Here is a 17,377-nt window from a genome sequence, read left to right as displayed (position 1 = left end):
ATGGCCCGCATACGCGGCCATGGCGGGTAGCGCCCTCAGACCGAACGCATCAGCCCGCCATCGACCCTGAGGTTCTGGCCGGTGATGTAACCTGCGCCGGGCGAGGCCAGGAAGGCGATGGTGGCCGCCACTTCGTCGCTGGTGCCGTAGCGCTGCATGGGCACGCCGGCGCGGCGCTCCTCGCGTTGCGGCAGGCTGTCGATCCAGCCTGGCAGGACGTTGTTGATGCGGATGTTGTCAGGGGCGTACTTGTCGGCGAAGAGTTTGGTGAAGGCGGCCAGGCCAGCGCGGAACACCGCCGAGGTCGGGAACATGTCGGACGGCTCGAAGGCCCAGGCCGAGGAAATGTTGATGATGGCGCCACCGCCGGCCTGCTGCATCAGCGGCGTGACCAGGCGCGTGGGGCGGATCACGTTGAGCAGGTAGGTATCCATGCCGCGATGCCAGTCCTCGTCGGTGATGTCGAGAATGGGCGCGCGCGGGCCGTGGCCGGCGCTGTTGACCAGCACATCGACGCGGCCCCAGCGTTGCACGGCCAGGTCCACCAGGCGTTGCAGGTCGTCCACTGACTGGTTGGAACCGGTCACGCCGATGCCGCCCAGTTCGGCGGCCAGCGCCTCGCCCTTGCCGGACGAGGAAAGAATGCCAACCTGGAAACCGTCGGCCGCCAGGCGACGCGCCGCGGCGGCGCCCATGCCGCTGCCGGCGGCGGTGATCAGGGCTACTTTGCTGCTCATGGAAACTCCTTGTGGATAAATGAAGATGTCGAGTCGATAGGTTAGACGCGCTAGGCTAGTGGGGAGCGAATTTGGAATCTCGGCTTAGCCAAAAACAAAGTGAGTGGATCAGCGGGACGGTAGATGCTTCCGCCGGGGTTCTCTCAAAATACAACCAGCGTATTCGTGCGACAAGCTGACCAGTCAATGCTGATCCATTAAGACTAGATGGCAGCCCTATTGCATCCATGAACACACCTGCAATAAGTCGCAAATCGTCTCAATTGAAATTGGACGGAAATACCAAGCTGTTACTGCCCCACCTCTTTGGCGGAAATAAACGCCATAAAAGCGTCATACATTTCCTTGGCCGGCTTCGACGGGTTACTCGCATGTGTTGAGGCAAATATCCAATGAAACTTCTCGAAACGAGATTGATCTGCTGCCCAATCGCGATTCCATGACGTCGAGTAATACTTGGTCTTGTTCTTACCTGCTGGGCTGTTTTCGTGGCTCCGTTTAAGCATGTCGAAGAAGCAGTGCGAGTTCACCCCGCGCACGAGTGCCTCCAGCGCTTCCGCGATGTCCTGCAAGTGCATAACAGTGAGCCTCAGTGGTTTTTCCAACAACGGCTTATGCTTGTCGAGCCCAAGCTTTACTGCCTGCTGACTACCCAGTTTACCGAAACGGTGGATGCCACAATGGCGGATCTGGCAGATGTCTTCGAAGCTCTGAAACAGAGGATCAAGCGAAGACGAAATCTGAGCGATGTTACACAGCGAATTGAGCTCTGACTTTACGTTTTTCGTCGACGCGAGCGATACCCCTTCAAGCAATGCTTCAGGAAGTAACTCTGGCCGATGGTGGACGGCCGCAGCGTAACTGACCGTCTTGCTAGCGGCATTCTCTGCACACATTTCGTCGGTCAGAATCAGATGTCGAAGAAGAGAGCGGAAATATCCTTCGACAGCTGAGACCATGCCAAGATAGACAAGGCCGCCAAGGGTAGAGTTGTAATCACCGCGCTGATGCGCCTGAAGATACAACGTATTGATCTCAGAGAGGTTGGCCCTAAACTCATCGATCGGAGACAGAATTTGAGGCGTATGGCCCGCGTCGAACCAAGAGGCAGTATCCAAGCCAGATCCGAGAGGTGCTGCGAATGGGGTAATCTCTGCGAGAGTGGCATCAGGTGCGACTACTGTCGTCATAGCAATTAGGAAAGATATTCGTCCAGGAATGCCTCAACGGCATCGATAATAGTACGTGCGCGGATCTTCCCCACATGCGGAATGGTTCGCAGAGTAGTGCCGGGGTCTTGCAGCGCTACGAATTCTCCAACCGTCCGAGGCACAGATCTCCAATCACCAAGCTTCTCTTTCTGCCATTTCGTGAGACCTGGAACGTCGATCAGAAGCGTAAGCATCATGCGATCGTATGTGGATTCTTCTGTCAGCTTCTCGCCACAGTTGAAGCAATACTTTGCCCCCTCGACCCTTTTGGCGTCGCAGTTACGGCAATTCGGCAGATTCAGCCCTAGAGTAGCAACAGTATTCGCATCGAGCAGTGTCGATACTGAGCGACGTACTGGATGCTTCTCATCTGGGCGTTGCAGCATGTCCATGGAAAAACGCGGGGAAAAGGCACCTCTGCGGCTGAAGGCGCGACGAAATTGCAACGCCCCCAGGTGGACCACATAGCGCAGGTACTCCCTATCTCCATGCGAGACGCGATCCAGCTTGTAAAGCAGTCCCACCTCTTCGAGCAACCTTAGCATCCTTTCTACATAAGGCTGACCAACAACAGAGGTAGGATCAATCCCAAGCAGAAGTTGCCTCGTTGAGCCATCGATGAGCGCTTGATTAGCCTGACTGATATCGTCGGCCGCACGGTCAAACACCCGCAAACCTGCCTCGACGATCGAAGAAAATTGTGGAATCTTGTCCTTGAGCGTCAGATACTCCGCCCTACGCTCATTAACAAATTCCTCAATAGTCCGGTTGAACGCGGCCTGCGGAGTTGCCAGTTTGGCGACATTCTTCAAATAGGCTCGGACCAAGGTCATAAACGCACGCGGCACACCAAACGCTGCGTAGGCCAGTAGTACCCTTGTCTCCTCCGGGATCAACACAAGATCGGAAAAACGTTTATTGCCGATATCCAGCATGAAGTCCAGATAATTGACATCGGTGACGCTCTTCCACACGAATATCGATTCGGCCTCGTGCGAGGCATGAAAGCTTGGACCGTACTCCGTCGTTCCAGGGTAGACCGATGCCTTGAGCGCAATGCGTGTGCTCTTCAACGCCCGATAGATGTCGAAGAAATGGCTGAGATATTCGGGGGTCAGCGTCAGTGCCGCGTCATCGAGGAAAAGAACAATGCGCTTACGTCCAAGCACTTCCGCCAACGAAACCAGGATTGCCTTCAACTTATCGATCGAGAGGCGAGCCGCAACGCTGTCCTGTTCCGGGGAGAGTGGCCGTCCTTGCTCCAACGTCGCAATGATGTGCGACACAGCAGAACCGTCGAACTCCAAAAGGTTATCGATTACCGTGTCATGTACGTTGGCAGCGACCGAGAACTGCTTCGCCGCTTCCGAAATACCGATGAAGATGTTCGACAATGCCCAGTAGTAGAACATCGCCATTGCATCCGGCCGGCGGCGCAGCATAGGCTCCAGACGATAATAACGATTCAGGTTTGTGTAGACAGCAAACGGCAGCTCTTTCTTGTTCTGGCACATCAGGAATGCAAAGCGCATCAGATGTGTCTTACCACAGCCACGTGGGCCCACCAGCAGTTTCGATCCCCCGCCGGTCAGAGCGCCGATCCATTCTTCAGTATCGGATGTCAGTGTGGTTGCACCTTCGATGATGCTCTGACCAAGGTGCTCCGCACGTTCTTCATACAGCTGCGTAACCTCGGTTTCTTCAGCTGCGCTCAGTGGTGGCGCATTGTCCAGCGATATGGCTGTCATAGTATGCGTAATGGAAGATTTAGAAGGTCACTCTTTGTGAGTTGGCGAGCCGCGACCCCATAGGCATGGAGTTCGAGCCAAGCTCGACCTTCGGAGGAACTCAGTGCTTGGAGAACCGCGTCCTGTTTCGAAGGGGAAACTCGCAGTCGATACAAGCAATCCGTGAGCACAACGCTCCCAGCACCGATGCCGATCACCTTGTCATGCGCGGTGCGGCCAACACGGGCGACGACGATATCACCCGCCTCAGCGCGCGTCACTGGGCCGCTCTTCGCCAAGGGGAATCGGAAGCTCTTACCGCTGAAGTCGAGCCATTGGCCGCGGTTGTGTGAATTAAGGTTGGTCGTATGCAGTACGAAGTGGCTCACATCTTTGGCCTGCGCACTGTGCAGCGAACCGCGCCGTAAATCCACCGCGATATCTCCCAGGCGCATACCCTGCTGCCGGGCGTTTGCCTCAGCAAAGTGGAATTGGTAGTCCAAACGGTGGGCCGCCTTCGAATGCTCAACCAACAGACTAGAAGTCTTGACGCCAAACTCATTGAGTGACGACAGCGCAATCGCTGCACCATTTGACGCGGAGTTCTCGATGACCAAAATGTGGGCTAGGGCATCAGTGCCGCCAAACGAACCACGAGAAAGTCGGACTGCACTGCGAATTCGATATCGGTTGAGCAGTTCGATACGGAAGTTCTTGTACTTGTCTGCGCTGACGATCGAATCCGGCACGATGATCCCGAGGATGCCACCAGGTTGAAGAAGGCGCAGATTTTGAGCGAGGAATACCAATGCTGCGTCGACCGTGGCGATCGCCGGCAAGCACGAACTCAGACCAACATCCTCAAGGATCGCGCTGTATCCTCTCTTCCACTTCGGCACCAAGAATGGCGGATTACAAACAGCGATTTCAGGTTGGGCCTTTTCACGTCGCAGCGACGTCGCCAACTCAGGAGAAAGCGCGTCGTACATCATATGATAATGGCCACCCACGAAGCCGGATTCACGCAGCTTTTCCTGTAGCACCTGTGCGATCGTGCAGTCCAAGTCCACGGTAACTATGTTCGTATTTGCCCACCTGCGAGAAGCCGCAAAAGATAAAGAACCGGTTCCGCATCCCAAGTCCAGTACGGTGCTTGGACTATTGGAAGGAAGATCTGCCACTAACGCCTGACTCACCACTGCATTCGTGTAGTAGCGGCCTAGTGAGTCGGAGCGGATCGAGTGAAGCTGAGTTCTCATGGGACGCGGATTACTTGGACAAGAACAAAGTGAGGGAATATTGCATTATAGCTATGCACCTGCATAGTTGCCATGACATACCGGCCCTTGCCCTGGTGGACTACTTATCTGCGAAAGTGCTCCGAAAGGGGTGAAACATCTCCTGGACTCGCTCCACCTTTCTGGTACGACGTTATTTTAGTACGACGTTATATCCCTTCCTTCAGTGCGACATCCCTACCGACCTTATCCTTTGTCGTCCACGCCCCAGATCCGAATTTCAAGTCTTGCCGTATCCCCTTGTAAATTAGCGGAGAGAATTTGTCACGCGCCTGTTGCATTTGTCCGGCATCATCGCGCACCATTGCGCAGCCACCCTGCCCTTCAACATCGTCCAGACCTGATCTCCATGCAAATTCTCGCCAACATCAATCTCGCTTCCCTGCTCGATACCCTCATCAGCCTGACCGCGGCCTTCATCCTGGGCGGTCTGATCGGGCTGGAACGCCAGTACCGGCAACGCACCGCCGGTCTGCGCACCAATGTGTTGGTGGCACTGGGTGCGGCGGTCTTCGTGGACATGGCCAATCGCATGGGCGGCCATGAGGGCGCGGTGCATGTGGTGGCCTATGTGGTGTCGGGGGTGGGTTTCCTGGGCGCGGGCGTGATCATGCGCGAAGAAGGCAATGTGCGCGGCATCAATACTGCCGCGACCTTGTGGGGCTCGGCGGCGGTGGGGGCGGCGGCGGGCGCCGACCTGCTCCTGGAGGCGATCCTGGCGACGATCTTCGTGCTGGCGGCCAATACGCTGTTGCGCCCGGTGGTCAATACCATCAACCGCAAGCCGCTGGATGTGCCGTCGGTGGAAGTGACCAACACCCTGCACCTGATCGTGGAGAGCGAGCACCAGAAGCGTGTGCTGGCTGCCGTGACCGACATGCTGGAGCAGAGCCGCTATCCGACGCACGACCTGGAGGTGCGGCCCTTTGCCGAGGACGAGGTGGAAATCGAGGCGACGCTGGCGGCTACCTCGGTCAATGGCGACGAACTGGACGCGCTGATCGAGCGCCTGCTGGCCCTGCCGGCGGTGAAGCAGGCATTCTGGAGCCCCAGCACCACCGACTGACCTGCGCTACCGGGCTGGCGGGCGGAACTGTTTCAATTGAAATCCGGGGTTGGTTTCCTGCAATCGACCTGTAACGGCTCGACGGCATGATGACTACATGGCCAGACGCAAACCGCTGACGGCATCAACCCAAGGAGAACAACATGCCCATCCTGCCCATGCTTGCCGAAGGCGCCCTGTACATCGCCGGTCTGATCTCTGCAGCCTCGCCGTTCTGGCAATAAACCGAAGGAGAATCACATGCCCATCCTGCCCATGCTCGCCGAAGGCGCCCTGTACATCGCTGGCCTGTTTTCCGCCACCTCGCCACTCTGGCAATGAACTGAAGGAGAATCACATGCCCATCCTGCCCATGCTCGCCGAAGGCGCCCTGTACATCGCCGGTCTGATCTCTGCGGCCTCGCCGTTCTGGCAATGACATCCAACAGGGCGGCCGCTCAATGTCCGGTCGCCCTGAATCGCCCCCGCAACCACTTGACCGGCCCGCCGATGACGGGCAGTTTCTGCCACAGCTCCTCAGCTGCATCCCAGTAATCGCGATGTTCGCTGACCCGTCCCGCCTCATCGAAGCGGAAATGCGTCGCCCCCAGCACCGTATAGAAATGTCCCTTGAGCCGGAACTCGAAACGCCAGGTGGCGAAGCCCTGCTCGCCCTGCCCCATGCGCTCCAGGATCACGAAACGCGGGTCCTCGGTGGTGGCGAACATGTGCGCGAAGATGGCGCGGATCGAGCGCACGCCCTTGACGTCGTTGAAGGGGTCCTTGAACAGGGCCTGTGGCGCATAGAACTCGTCGATGCGCTCCAGGCTGGCGCGATCCAGCGCGGCATACCATTGCAGTAATCGGTCCAGGTTCTGCATCGTCAATTCCGTCGACTCAGTCATTCATTCAATTCAGTTCAGCAGGAAGCGCTGGAACAGCATGAAGCGCAGGCGGAACGGCAAGAGCCGCAGTATCTTCAGCCAGGCGGTGAAGCGCAGCGGGAAATGAATCTCGAAGCGACCCTCGGCAATGCCGCGCCAGATGGCGCTGGCGGCTTGCTGCGGGGTCTGGATGGCCGGCATGGGGAAGTCGTTCTTGTCGGTCAGGTCGGTCTTCACGAAACCCGGATTGACCAGATAGACGTTCAAGCCCTTGGGCCGCAGGTCGCTGTAGAGGATTTCCGCCAGGTTGATCAGGGCCGCCTTGCCCGGGCCATACACGCTCGCGCCGGGCAGGCCGACATAACCGGCCACGCTCGCCACCAGGGCAATGCCGCCGCTGCCGCGGGCCAGCATGTCCGGCAGTGCCGCACCGAGCGCCGAATAGACGCTGGCGAGGTTGGTGCGGATGGTGTGCTCGGCTTCGTCTTCCTGTACTTCCCAGCTGCGTTCGGGCCGGTATTTGGCGGCACAGAAGACCAGCAGGTCGATACCGCCGAAGGCTTCCAGGATGCGTGCATGCTGGTCGCGCCAGGCATCGTGGCAGAGCACGTCGAGCGGGGCGATGAAGGCATTCTTGTGACCTGCGGCCACCTCCTGCAATACGTCGCCCCGGCGTGCCGACAGCGCCACGCGCGCACCGGCCTGCAGGGCCTGGCGCGCCAGTTCGGCGCCGATGCCGCTGGAGGCGCCGACCAGCCAGATGCGCAGGCCGCGCAGGTCACTGACCGGCTGGTTCATGGGACCGAACAGGACCGCCGGTCGCGAGATCGGGGCACGCTCGGATGCGGCCTGCTTGGGCAGCGGACTGGTGTGGATGCTCATACCCCCTCCTTGCGGAAGAACAGCGTGACCTGGCCGACTTCAACCCCGAACTTGCGCATGCTGGTGCGGTTGATGAGGGTGCGCTCGTCCATCTGGTACATCCAGTCATCCATCTGGACTTCATATTGCTTGTCATCCACCGGCAGCAGCAGCGTGTAGTTCCAGTGCAGGGCGTTGCCGGCGGTGTGGCCGATGGCCTCGCCGATGACGTCACCGGCGCTTCCGCGCCAGCTGTTGTCGGGCTGACGCACCAGGGTCCAGACGCGGGTCTGGGTCTGGCCGTCGTCATAGCGGAAGCGCTCATCCAGGGTCAGGGTATTGCCCTCGACGCTACCGGTGACCACGACATGGAAGCGCCGCGCCACCTCGCCACCGCGCTTCTGGAACATGCCCCAGGCTTCGGTGCGGCCCTTGAAGAACACCGCCGGATCGAACACCGGCGTCTTGCCGGCATAGTCGGACAGCTGCTGCGAGGCGCATCCGCCTAGCGCCAGTGCCAGTACGGCAAGCATGATCAAGGCCAGCCAGTTCCCCCGACGCGCCCGGGCGCCCTTGCGCATTGCGATGGCATCCATGACTCACTCCTTCTGCAAGAGGAACTGCACCACATCGGTCTGGCCTTCGTCGAAGCCGACTTCACAGAACACGTAATACAGCTGCCACAGGCGGCGGAAGCGTTCATCGAAGCCCTGGGCGGCGATGGTCTCGCGCCGGGCCTGGAAGGTGTCGTTCCAGCGGCGCAGGGTTTCGGCATAGTCGCGTCCGAAATGGAAGCGGTCGCGGGTGGCCAGGCCGGCACGCTGAGCGCCAAGCGAGAAGCGCTCGTGGCTGGGCAGCATGCCGCCGGGGAAGATGAATTCGCGGATGAAGTCGGCGCTGTCGCGGTAGCGTTCGAAGACGGCTTCATCAATGGTGATCGACTGGATCAGGGCGCGGCCGCCGGCCTTCAGGCGCGCGGCAACGGTGTCGAAGTAGGTCTGCCAGAAACGCTCGCCGACGGCTTCGAACATCTCGATGGAGACGATGGCATCGTATCGGCCGTCCAGGTCGCGGTAGTCGCACAGTTCCAGGTGCGCCAGGTGATCCAGCTGCTGATGGCGCAGGCGATCCTGAGCGAAGGCCAGTTGCGCCGGCGAGATGGTCACGCCGTGCACGCGGATGCCCAGGCGCGCCGCATGTTCGGCAAAGCCACCCCAGCCGCAGCCGATTTCCAGCACGCGGTCGCCGCTGCGCAGGCCGAGCTGGTCGATGATGCGCTGGTACTTGGCGGCCTGTGCCGAGGCCAGGCTCTGGCCGGGCTGGCTGAAGATGGCGCTGGAGTAGGTCATGCTGGGGTCCAGCCATAGCTGGTAGAAATCATTGCCCAGGTCGTAATGCGCGTGGATGTTGCGGCGGCTGCCGGTGCGGGTGTTGGAGCGCAGCAGGTGTCGCAGGCGATACCACCAGGAGGCCAGGCGCCCGCCTTCGACTGCGCTGGAAAGCGCCTTGCGGTTGCGCATGGCCAGGCGCAGCAGCGCGGCCAGGTCCGGGGTATCCACCCAGCCGTTGCCGTAGGCTTCGCCGAAGCCGATGTCGCCGGCGCGCAGGATGGCACCGCAGGCACGCCAGTCGAGGATGCGTAGCTGTGCGCTGGGCGGCTGGCGCAGGTCGCCGAAGGTCAGGGTGGTGCCGTGCGGCGTGATCAGTTCCAGGTGACCGTGGTTCAGGCGTTCCAGCATCGCCAGGAACAGGCGGGTCGAAATGGAGCCAAGGCGTGCGCCGATGCGCCGGCCGGAGGTCTGCAATGCGGGGCTATGGTTCACGATAGGGTTTCCTTTCCGGAGGGTGCTCCTGTGGGGCTGTTGCGTTCGGGCTTGCTGAACCAGGGCACGCGCTTGCGCCACAGCAGCAAGGCTTGCCAGTGAATGCGGGCGACCACACCCAGGGTAAGCAGCGGCTGCGCGCACAGTGCGGCGAAGGCCGAGGCGGCGGTCAGGGGCTGCAGACGGCCGCCGATGGAGGTGCGCATCAGCGGCTGCAGGCCGGTGCTCACCTCGGCAGGCTGGCCGAGGTCGTAGTAATCGATGCCGACGAAGGCGGTCGCGTCCTGGCCACCCTGCTCACCCTGCCCCCTCTCGCGGGCAGCATGGTCACGAAAGCGGAAGCGATAGAAGCCCCGGACCTCGCAGAAGGGCGAGACATGCATCAGCTTGTTGCAGTGCAGGCGGGTGTGCTCGTCGATGACGCCCTGCTGCGGGGCCGACAGCAGGTAGTGCTGGGTTTCGCCAAAGGTGCTGTTGACCTCGGCCAGCACGGCACGCAAGGCGCCGTCGCGGTCATGGCAGAGGAAGAAGCTGACCGGATTGAAGACAAAGCCGAACAGGCGCGGGAAGGTCTGCAGCCAGATCGTGCCATCGTGCGGCAGGCCGGCCTGTTGCAAATGGCCGCGCACCCAGGTACCGAGGTCGCTGCCGTCACGCGGGCCATAGTCGCGGGTACGCACGCACATCAGGCGCCGACGATCCACGCCGAACCAGGCATTGCCCGCCTCGGCCATGCGTGCCAGGTCCAGGCGCACGCAAAAGACCGGATAGACGAAGCGGTGCCGCACCGGGCGCAGGCGCTGGTGCATCACCTGTCCGCTCAGCAGCAGCGCGGCGGCATCGGCATGCGAAGCGCGCGAGTCGTTCATAGGACCGCCCAGTGCGGCAGCACGCCGAAATGCTGGCTCACCCGCAGCGCCGACTTCAGCCCGTCTTCATGGAAGCCATAGCCGGTCCAGGCGCCGGCGAACCAGGCCCGGTGACGGCCCTGGATCTGGGGCAGGCGCTGCTGGGCGTCGATGGCGGGCTGGTCGAAGACCGGATGTTCGTAGTCGAAGCGGCCCATCACGGTGGCCGGATTGGGGGCCTGCGGCGGGTTCAGGGTGAGGATGACGTCGCTCTTGCAGGGCAGGTCCTGCAGACGGTTCAGCCAGTAGCTCACGCAGACGGCGCGACTGCCGTCGTCGTGGCGCGAACCCAGGTAATTCCAGGCCGACCAGACCTTGGGCAGCAACGGCATGAGGGTGGTGTCGCCATGCAGCCAGGCGGTATTGGCCTGGTAACGCACGGCCGAGAGCACCTGATGTTCCTCGATGGTGGCATCTTGCAACAGGGCCAGGGTCTGCGGGGCATGGGTGGCAAAGACCACGGCGTCGAACTGTTCCTCGCGTGGTTCGGCGCCACCGCTGCGTACCAGCACGCCGCGCTCATTGCGGGTGACGCTCTCCAGGCGGCTGCCCAGGCGCACATCTTCCAGGGTGGCGGCGATGCGACGTACATACTGGCGCGAACCGCCGCGCACGGTGCGCCAGCGGGGACGATTGTTCACCTGCAGCAGGCCGTGGTTGATGCAGAAGCGCAGGAAAGTGGCGGCCGGGAAGTCCAGGATGTCCGAGGGCGAACTGGACCAGATGGCGGCCGCCATGGGGATCAGGTAGGCATCGCTGAACAGGGCACCGTAGCGGCCGTCCTTGAGTAACTGGCGCAGGCTCACGGGATGCCCGTCGCAGGCCGCCAGGTTGGCGTGGGCGGCACGGTTGAAGCGCAGGATGTCGCGCAGCATGCCCAGGAAGGAGGGCTGCAGCAGGCGCTTGCGCTGGGCGAAGACGGTGTCCAGATTGGTGCCGGCCCATTCGAAGCGGCCCTCATCCATCGAGACGCCGAAGGACATGTCGGTGTCGTAGGTCTCGACCTTCAATTCATCGAACAGGGCGATCAGGTTGGGATAGGTCCAGTCATTGAAGACCAGGAAACCCGTATCGACCGGGAACGGCACGCCCTGCGGCGCGATGTCCACGGTATTGGCATGCCCACCCAGGGTGGGCGCGGACTCGAACAGCACCACCTGGTGCCGGCGCGCCAGCAGATAGGCGCTGGCCAGGCCGGAAACGCCGGCGCCGATGACGGCGATGCGCTGTCCTGATGCCTGCTCGATGGCTGCTGTACCTGGATTCATGAAATCTTGTCCACCTATGTCTTTGTTATTGGGGTGTTGCCCTCGGCCGGGCGGCGCCTGCCGCCGGGACTCTTTTTGTCTGCTGGCCTGCTTTGGCGTCCCAGTATTTCTACCCTGCCGCGATTTAGGTGCTAAGATTACTACCAAAGAAAAATAAAATCTACTAATTAGTAACTTAAACTACCAATGAGTATTTTCGGCAAACTGAGCTTCAAGGATCAAGCCTTCAAATTACGGGAAAACGCCATCCTGGATGCGGCCACGTCGGTACTGGGCAGCAAGGGCTATGACCTGATGACGATGGACGACGTCGCCGGTGCGGTGGGTATCTCCAAACCCAGCCTGTACAAGCATTTCAAGTCCAAGGAAGAATTGATCGGCGAGACCATGATCCGTCTCATCGACGGCGCCATCGACCAGCTGGCGCAGCTGGAGGGCATTCCCAGCCCGCGTGGCAAGCTGGAGGCGATGCTGGAATGGGCGCTGCGGGTGCGGCTGGAGGGCGGCCTGCCCTTCCTGCCTTCCACCAGTACACCGGTGCGCGACATGCTCATGCGCAACGTCAAGTATGTGATGCGGGTGCTCAAGCTCAACGGCCAGCTGGAAAAGCTGGTCAAGGAAGCACAGAAAAGCGGCGAACTCGACGCCGCGCTGCCCAGCGATGTGATCCTGTACAGCTACTACGCCCGCACCTGTGATCCGGCGGTGGACTACCTGCAGAAGTTCAGCAAGATGAGTACCGAAGACATCGTGAAGTACATGCTGCACGTGGCCTTCAACGGTTTCACGCGGGATTAGGGCCTAGCCCAGGCCATAGGCCTAGCCCAGACCGTAGCAGCGCGCGGCCGTCTGCCCCCACAACAGCTCCTGTTCGGACGTCGACAGCCGGGTCGCGGCCCACTCCCGCACCACGGCGGCCACCTTGGCATAGGAGGCGGCCAGCAGGCAGACCGGCCAGTCCGAGCCGAACATCAGGCGCTGCGGGCCGAAGGCGTCCAGCGCCGCATCCAGGCAGAGGACGATATTGTCGTAATCCTTCTGACGCAGACCGCGCTGCCAGTCGGCCTCCGTGACCAGTCCCGATAGCTTGCAGGCCACGTGCGGCAAGGCTGCCAGGGCGCGCAGGTGGCGCTTCCAGTCGGCGAAGACCGCCTCGCTCTTGCCGAAATCGGCCAGGGCCGGCTTGCCCAGGTGATCCAGCACCAGCCAGTGGCGATCATGGCGGGCGCAGAAGGCTTGCACTTCGGGCATCTGGCGCGCATAGATCAGCACGTCATAGACCAGGCCGCGCCGTTGCAGCCAGCCGATGCCGGTATTGAAGGCCGGTGCTTCGACGAAGGTACTTACGTCGGCCTCATCCTGCAGCTGGTGGCGAAAGCCCACCAGCTTGTCACTTCCCCATCGCTCCACATTGGCCGCCAGGTGCGGCGAAGCGAGGTCTTCCCAGCCAACCACTCCGGCAATGCGCCGGTTACCGCGCGCCAGGTCCAGCAGGAATTCCGTTTCGTCGCGACCAGCGCGGGCCTGCACGGCAATGGACTGCTCCAGTCCTTCGGCGGCCAGCACGGGCTGCAGTTGGCCGGGCGTGCGGTCGCAGGCCAGCAGCTCCATACCGCGGCCGATCCAGGGGTAGGCGTCGGGCTGGTAGAACCAGAAATGCTGATGGGCGTCGATGCGATGCGGCTTCATGATGGACTCTTCGAGGGGCAGGACGGCGCAGGATTGCCGGTCTGCATTGCGCGCAACCGGCAGGGGAATACAAAAACACCAGAAACAGGAAAACGGCAAGGCGCCGCCGCTGGCGACGCCCTCCCGTCACGTCATGTCAAGATCAGTCGTACAGCACGGCCGCGATCTTGGCGTCGTCGATGTTGCTCTTGTCGTACCAGTAGAAGCCGGTATCGATGACCTTGGGCAGCTTCTCGCCCTTGATCGCCTTGACCGCTGCTTCCACAGTCTTGTAGCCGATGCCCACCGGGTTCTGGGTGATGGCGCCGGCCATCACGCCTTCGCGGATCGCGTCCTTCTGCTGCTTGCCGGAGTCATAGCCGATGATGACGATCTTGCGCTTCATTTCCTTCACGCCATTGACCACGCCGATGGCCGAGCCTTCATTGGTACCGAAGATGCCCTTGATCTTGGGATAGGCCTGCAGGATGGACTTGGTGACCTCGGTGGACTTCAACTGGTCGCCGGCACCATATTGCACGCTGACCACCTTGATCTTGGGATAGTTGGCCTTGATGCGTTCCAGGAAGCCGTCGCGGCGGTCGATGCCGGTGCGGCTGGTCTGGTCGTGGGCGACCACGGCCACTTCGCCTTCCTTGCCGACCAGCTCGGCCATCTTGTCGGCCGCCAGCGCGGCGGCGGCGCGGTTGTCGGTGGTGGCGGTGGTGACCGGGATGTCGCTATCCACGCCCGAGTCGAAGGCCACCACCGGGATCTTGGCGGCCTGCGCCTTCTTCAGCAGCGGGATGGCGGCCTTGCTGTCCAGCGCGGCAAAACCGATGGCCTGCGGCTTCTTGGCCAGCGCGGCGGAGAGCATGTCGATCTGCTTGTCGACCATGGCTTCGGTCTCGGGACCTTCGAAGGTGACCTTCACCTTCAGGTCCTTGCCGGCCTGGTCGGCGCCTGCCTTCACGGCCTGCCAGAACTGGTGCTGGAAGCCTTTGGAAATGAGCGGCACATACACTTCCTGCGCCTGTGCGGCCGAACCGCCGACAGCGAAGGCCAGGCCCAGGGCAGCGCCCAGTAGTTGTTTCTTGAACACGGTAAGTCTCCTTTTGTTATCGATGATGGAGTGCCGGGCATTGGCGCTGCCCGGCGGGGCTTGCATTGCTACTGCGAATACTGCTGCGGTGGCTGATGTGGATACCGGTTCAGGCACGACGACGACGGCGCAGGATGTCGAGGTAGACCGCCAGGATGATGATGACCCCGGTCACCACCGTCTGCCACTCCTGCGCCACCGACATGATGCGCAGGCCATTGACCAGCACGCTCATGATGAAGGCGCCGATGATGGTGCCCATGATGGTGCCGGTGCCACCGGAGAGCGAGGTGCCGCCGATCACCACGGCAGCAATGGCGTCCAGCTCGTAACCCTGGCCCAGCGCCGGCTGCGCCGAGTTCAGGCGGGACGCGATGATCAGGCCGGCGATGCCGCAGATGGCGCCGGAGAAGGTGTAGACCGCGACCTTCCAGAAATCCACCTTCACGCCCGACAGGCGCAGCGCTTCCTCGTTGCTGCCCAGGGCGAAGGTATAGCGGCCGAACACTGTCTTGTTGAGGATGATGGAAGCGCCGATGGCCACCAGGAACAGGATCAGCACCGCATTGGGAATCGGCAGCGCCGGGATCAGGTCGCCGATCAGCGAATCCTGGGCAATGGCCGAGAAGCCCTCGGTATCGTTGAAATAGATCGGCCGGGTACCGGAAATCACCAGCGACAGCCCCTTGAGCAACATCATCATGCCCAGCGTGGCGATGAAGGGCGGCACCTTCAACTTGGCGATCACCATGCCGGAGACCCAGCCCGAGAGCGCACCGAAGAAGATGGCGGCGGCGATGCCCAGCGGCAGCGGCATGCCCCAGTTGGTCAGCACCACCCCTGCCATGACGGCGCAGAAAGTCATCATGGTGCCCACCGACAGGTCGATGCCGGAAGTGATGATGACGTAGGTGCAGGCAATGGCCAGCACGCCGTTGACGGCAGTCGATTGCAGGATGCTGACCAGGTTGTCCACCTCCATGAAATTGGGCGAGGCGACGCTGAAGAACACGATCAGCAAGAGCAGGCTGGCAAAGGCCAGCAGCTTCTGGCGGGCGGCCGGGTTGAACAGGCGGGCGCGCAGGCCCGAGGAGGAAGCGGTATTGGCCATGGTGGATGCGGACGCTGCGGAATGGATGTTGTTTGCCATGATGGTTCTGGTCTCTGATAGGGGTTGGATCGCAGTGCGGCCCGACCGGCTAGTGCGCCACCGCCGGTTCGCGCTGCGTGGCCAGTTGCATGATGTTTTCCTGGGTCGCCTCGGCGCGAGTGAGCTCGCCGGTGATGCGACCTTCGCACATCACCAGTACGCGATGGCTCATGCGCAAGACCTCCGGCAGTTCGGAAGAGATCATCACGATCGCTTTGCCCTGCTCGGCCAGGGCGTCGAGGAGCTTGTAGATTTCGCTCTTGGCGCCGATGTCGATGCCGCGCGTGGGTTCATCGAAGAACAGGATGTCGCAGTCCCGCAGCAGCCACTTGGCAATCACGATCTTCTGCTGGTTGCCGCCCGAGAGCAGGCGTGCCTGCTGTTCCACCGACGGCGTCTTGATCGCCAGTTGCCGCACATAGCCCTGCGCCACTTCGCGGATGGCACGCTGGTTCATGAAACCGGCGCGGGTGAAGCGGCCCATGCTGGAGAGCGCGATGTTGGCCTGCACATCCATGCCCACCGCCAGCCCGAAGTGCTTGCGGTCTTCCGAGAGGTAGCCAATGCCATGCGCCACGGCGTCGGCCGGCTGGCGGATCTCGGCCTTGCCACCGTGGATGATGATCTCGCCGGACTCCAGCGGGTCGGCACCGAAGATGGCGCGCGCCACCTCGGTGCGGCCGGCGCCCATGAGACCGGCAAAGCCGAGGATCTCGCCCTTGCGCAACTGGAAGCTGACATCGCGGATGGCGCGACCGCGGTTGAGCCCGCGCACTTCCAGCACCACTTCGTTGGCGGAGGTATCCGGCGGAGTACGTTGCTCGCCCTCCAGCGAGCGGCCGACCATCATGGAAATGATGCTGTCCATCGAAGTCCCCTGCATCGGCACGGTGGCGATGTAGCGGCCATCGCGCATGACGCTGACGCGGTCGGCGATCTGACGCAGCTCGTCCATCTTGTGCGAGATATAGACAATACCCACGCCCTGCGCCTGCAGGTCGCGGATGATGCGGAACAGCTCGGCGATCTCGGCGTTGTTCAGGGCCGCCGTCGGTTCGTCCATGATGAGCACGCGTGAATCGAAGGAAAGGGCCTTGGCGATTTCCACCATCTGCTGGCGCGCCACGGTCAGTTCGCCCACCGGCGTGCGCGGGTCCATCTCAAGGCGCATGCGGGCAAAGATGGCAGCGGTCTGGCGATTCAACTGGTCTTCATCAATGATCAGGCCGAACGCCTTGCGCGGCTCGCGACCGATAAAGATGTTCTGCGCCGCCGACAGGTGGTTCATCAGGTTCAGTTCCTGATGGATGATGCCGATGCCCAACGCCTGCGCCTGGCGCGGCTCACCGATCTGCACCGGTTTGCCGTCGAGGAGGATCTCGCCGCTGTCGCACTGGTAGACGCCGGAAAGGATTTTCATCAGCGTCGACTTGCCGGCGCCGTTCTCGCCCATCAGGGCGTGTACCTCGCCGGCGACCAGGTCGAACTGGCAGTTGTCCAGCGCCAGTACGCCGGGAAAGCGCTTGCTGACGTTACGCAGCGCGATCAGCGGGGGCGCCGCTGCGGGGGATGGTCTGGATGTCTCGTTATCTTGTTGCATGCTCACCTCGGATGCGGATGCATTGCCGGCCCTTGCTGCCGGGGCCATCGTTGACGCGACTCTGCGGTCGCTGCCTGCTGCGTGCTACGTGTCAC

Annotated in this window: 16 protein-coding genes; 2 read left to right on the top strand and 14 right to left on the bottom strand. The window is 61.6% G+C overall.

Annotated features, from left to right (window positions below; all coding sequences use genetic code 11):
• Positions 1–35 precede the first annotated feature (35 nt).
• The 4 genes from HWE04_RS03005 to HWE04_RS02990 all read right to left on the bottom strand — a co-directional run bounded on the left by HWE04_RS03005 (position 36) and on the right by HWE04_RS02990 (position 4,934).
• The gene (locus HWE04_RS03005) at positions 36–737 is read right to left on the bottom strand and encodes an SDR family oxidoreductase (protein ID WP_077236630.1); all 702 of its coding nucleotides are present in this window, start codon (positions 735–737) and stop codon (positions 36–38) included.
• Between the two features lie 290 nt (positions 738–1,027).
• On the bottom strand, positions 1,028–1,855 hold the full coding sequence (locus tag HWE04_RS03000; RefSeq protein WP_241811442.1) for a hypothetical protein: 828 nt from the start codon (positions 1,853–1,855) through the stop codon (positions 1,028–1,030).
• 77 nt (positions 1,856–1,932) lie between these two features.
• Entirely contained in the window at positions 1,933–3,696 is a 1,764-nt protein-coding gene (locus HWE04_RS02995; RefSeq protein WP_241811441.1) for a zinc ribbon domain-containing protein, read from the bottom strand.
• Positions 3,693–4,934: an N-6 DNA methylase gene (locus HWE04_RS02990; protein ID WP_241811440.1), complete on the bottom strand. Its 1,242-nt coding sequence runs from the start codon at positions 4,932–4,934 to the stop codon at positions 3,693–3,695. The genes HWE04_RS02995 and HWE04_RS02990 overlap by 4 nt, the downstream gene beginning before the upstream one ends.
• Before the next feature lie 388 nt (positions 4,935–5,322).
• Here HWE04_RS02990 and HWE04_RS02985 point away from each other — a divergent pair, with 388 nt between their 5' ends.
• Complete coding sequence (locus tag HWE04_RS02985) at positions 5,323–6,039, top strand: MgtC/SapB family protein (RefSeq protein WP_241811439.1); 717 nt, start codon at positions 5,323–5,325, stop codon at positions 6,037–6,039.
• 437 nt (positions 6,040–6,476) lie between these two features.
• Here the strand turns inward: HWE04_RS02985 and HWE04_RS02980 are convergent, their stop codons facing one another.
• From HWE04_RS02980 to HWE04_RS02955, 6 genes are read right to left on the bottom strand one after another with little or no spacing between them, the layout of a single operon-like run.
• Positions 6,477–6,899 carry a nuclear transport factor 2 family protein gene (locus tag HWE04_RS02980; RefSeq protein ID WP_182993997.1) on the bottom strand — a complete coding sequence of 141 codons (423 nt, stop codon included), beginning with the start codon at positions 6,897–6,899 and terminating at the stop codon, positions 6,477–6,479.
• A gap of 33 nt (positions 6,900–6,932) precedes the next feature.
• Entirely contained in the window at positions 6,933–7,784 is an 852-nt protein-coding gene (locus tag HWE04_RS02975) for an SDR family NAD(P)-dependent oxidoreductase (RefSeq protein ID WP_102663067.1), read from the bottom strand.
• Positions 7,781–8,359 (bottom strand): DUF3833 domain-containing protein, encoded by a 579-nt coding sequence (locus HWE04_RS02970; RefSeq protein WP_006465175.1) that lies wholly within the window; start codon positions 8,357–8,359, stop codon positions 7,781–7,783. The genes HWE04_RS02975 and HWE04_RS02970 overlap by 4 nt, the downstream gene beginning before the upstream one ends.
• A 3-nt stretch (positions 8,360–8,362) precedes the next feature.
• Positions 8,363–9,586, bottom strand: coding sequence for a class I SAM-dependent methyltransferase (locus HWE04_RS02965; RefSeq protein WP_241811438.1), 1,224 nt, complete (start codon positions 9,584–9,586; stop codon positions 8,363–8,365).
• The gene (locus HWE04_RS02960) at positions 9,583–10,455 is read right to left on the bottom strand and encodes a DUF1365 domain-containing protein (RefSeq protein WP_077236635.1); all 873 of its coding nucleotides are present in this window, start codon (positions 10,453–10,455) and stop codon (positions 9,583–9,585) included. The genes HWE04_RS02965 and HWE04_RS02960 overlap by 4 nt, the downstream gene beginning before the upstream one ends.
• The gene (locus HWE04_RS02955) at positions 10,452–11,762 is read right to left on the bottom strand and encodes an NAD(P)/FAD-dependent oxidoreductase (protein ID WP_241811437.1); all 1,311 of its coding nucleotides are present in this window, start codon (positions 11,760–11,762) and stop codon (positions 10,452–10,454) included. The genes HWE04_RS02960 and HWE04_RS02955 overlap by 4 nt, the downstream gene beginning before the upstream one ends.
• A gap of 186 nt (positions 11,763–11,948) precedes the next feature.
• Between HWE04_RS02955 and HWE04_RS02950 the strand changes: the two genes are divergently transcribed.
• Positions 11,949–12,560 carry a TetR/AcrR family transcriptional regulator gene (locus HWE04_RS02950; protein ID WP_077236637.1) on the top strand — a complete coding sequence of 204 codons (612 nt, stop codon included), beginning with the start codon at positions 11,949–11,951 and terminating at the stop codon, positions 12,558–12,560.
• Positions 12,561–12,581: 21 nt separating this feature from the next.
• On the opposite strand, the gene HWE04_RS02945 is transcribed toward HWE04_RS02950, so the two are convergent.
• The 4 genes from HWE04_RS02945 to HWE04_RS02930 all read right to left on the bottom strand — a co-directional run bounded on the left by HWE04_RS02945 (position 12,582) and on the right by HWE04_RS02930 (position 17,282).
• Positions 12,582–13,451 carry an amidohydrolase family protein gene (locus HWE04_RS02945; protein ID WP_241811436.1) on the bottom strand — a complete coding sequence of 290 codons (870 nt, stop codon included), beginning with the start codon at positions 13,449–13,451 and terminating at the stop codon, positions 12,582–12,584.
• A 142-nt stretch (positions 13,452–13,593) separates the two neighbouring features.
• Complete coding sequence (locus tag HWE04_RS02940; RefSeq protein WP_006465182.1) at positions 13,594–14,532, bottom strand: ABC transporter substrate-binding protein; 939 nt, start codon at positions 14,530–14,532, stop codon at positions 13,594–13,596.
• Positions 14,533–14,641: 109 nt separating this feature from the next.
• Entirely contained in the window at positions 14,642–15,643 is a 1,002-nt protein-coding gene (locus tag HWE04_RS02935) for an ABC transporter permease (protein WP_370460919.1), read from the bottom strand.
• An 88-nt stretch (positions 15,644–15,731) separates the two neighbouring features.
• Positions 15,732–17,282, bottom strand: a complete 1,551-nt coding sequence (locus HWE04_RS02930; protein WP_241811435.1) for a sugar ABC transporter ATP-binding protein — start codon at positions 17,280–17,282, stop codon at positions 15,732–15,734.
• Between the last annotated feature and the right edge of the window lie 95 nt (positions 17,283–17,377).

This window comes from Herbaspirillum sp. C7C2 (genome assembly GCF_022627865.1).
GTDB lineage: Bacteria > Pseudomonadota > Gammaproteobacteria > Burkholderiales > Burkholderiaceae_D > Herbaspirillum > Herbaspirillum frisingense.
The sequence above is the reverse complement of the archived record's forward strand: the minus strand, read 5'-3'. Positions and strand labels throughout refer to the sequence as shown.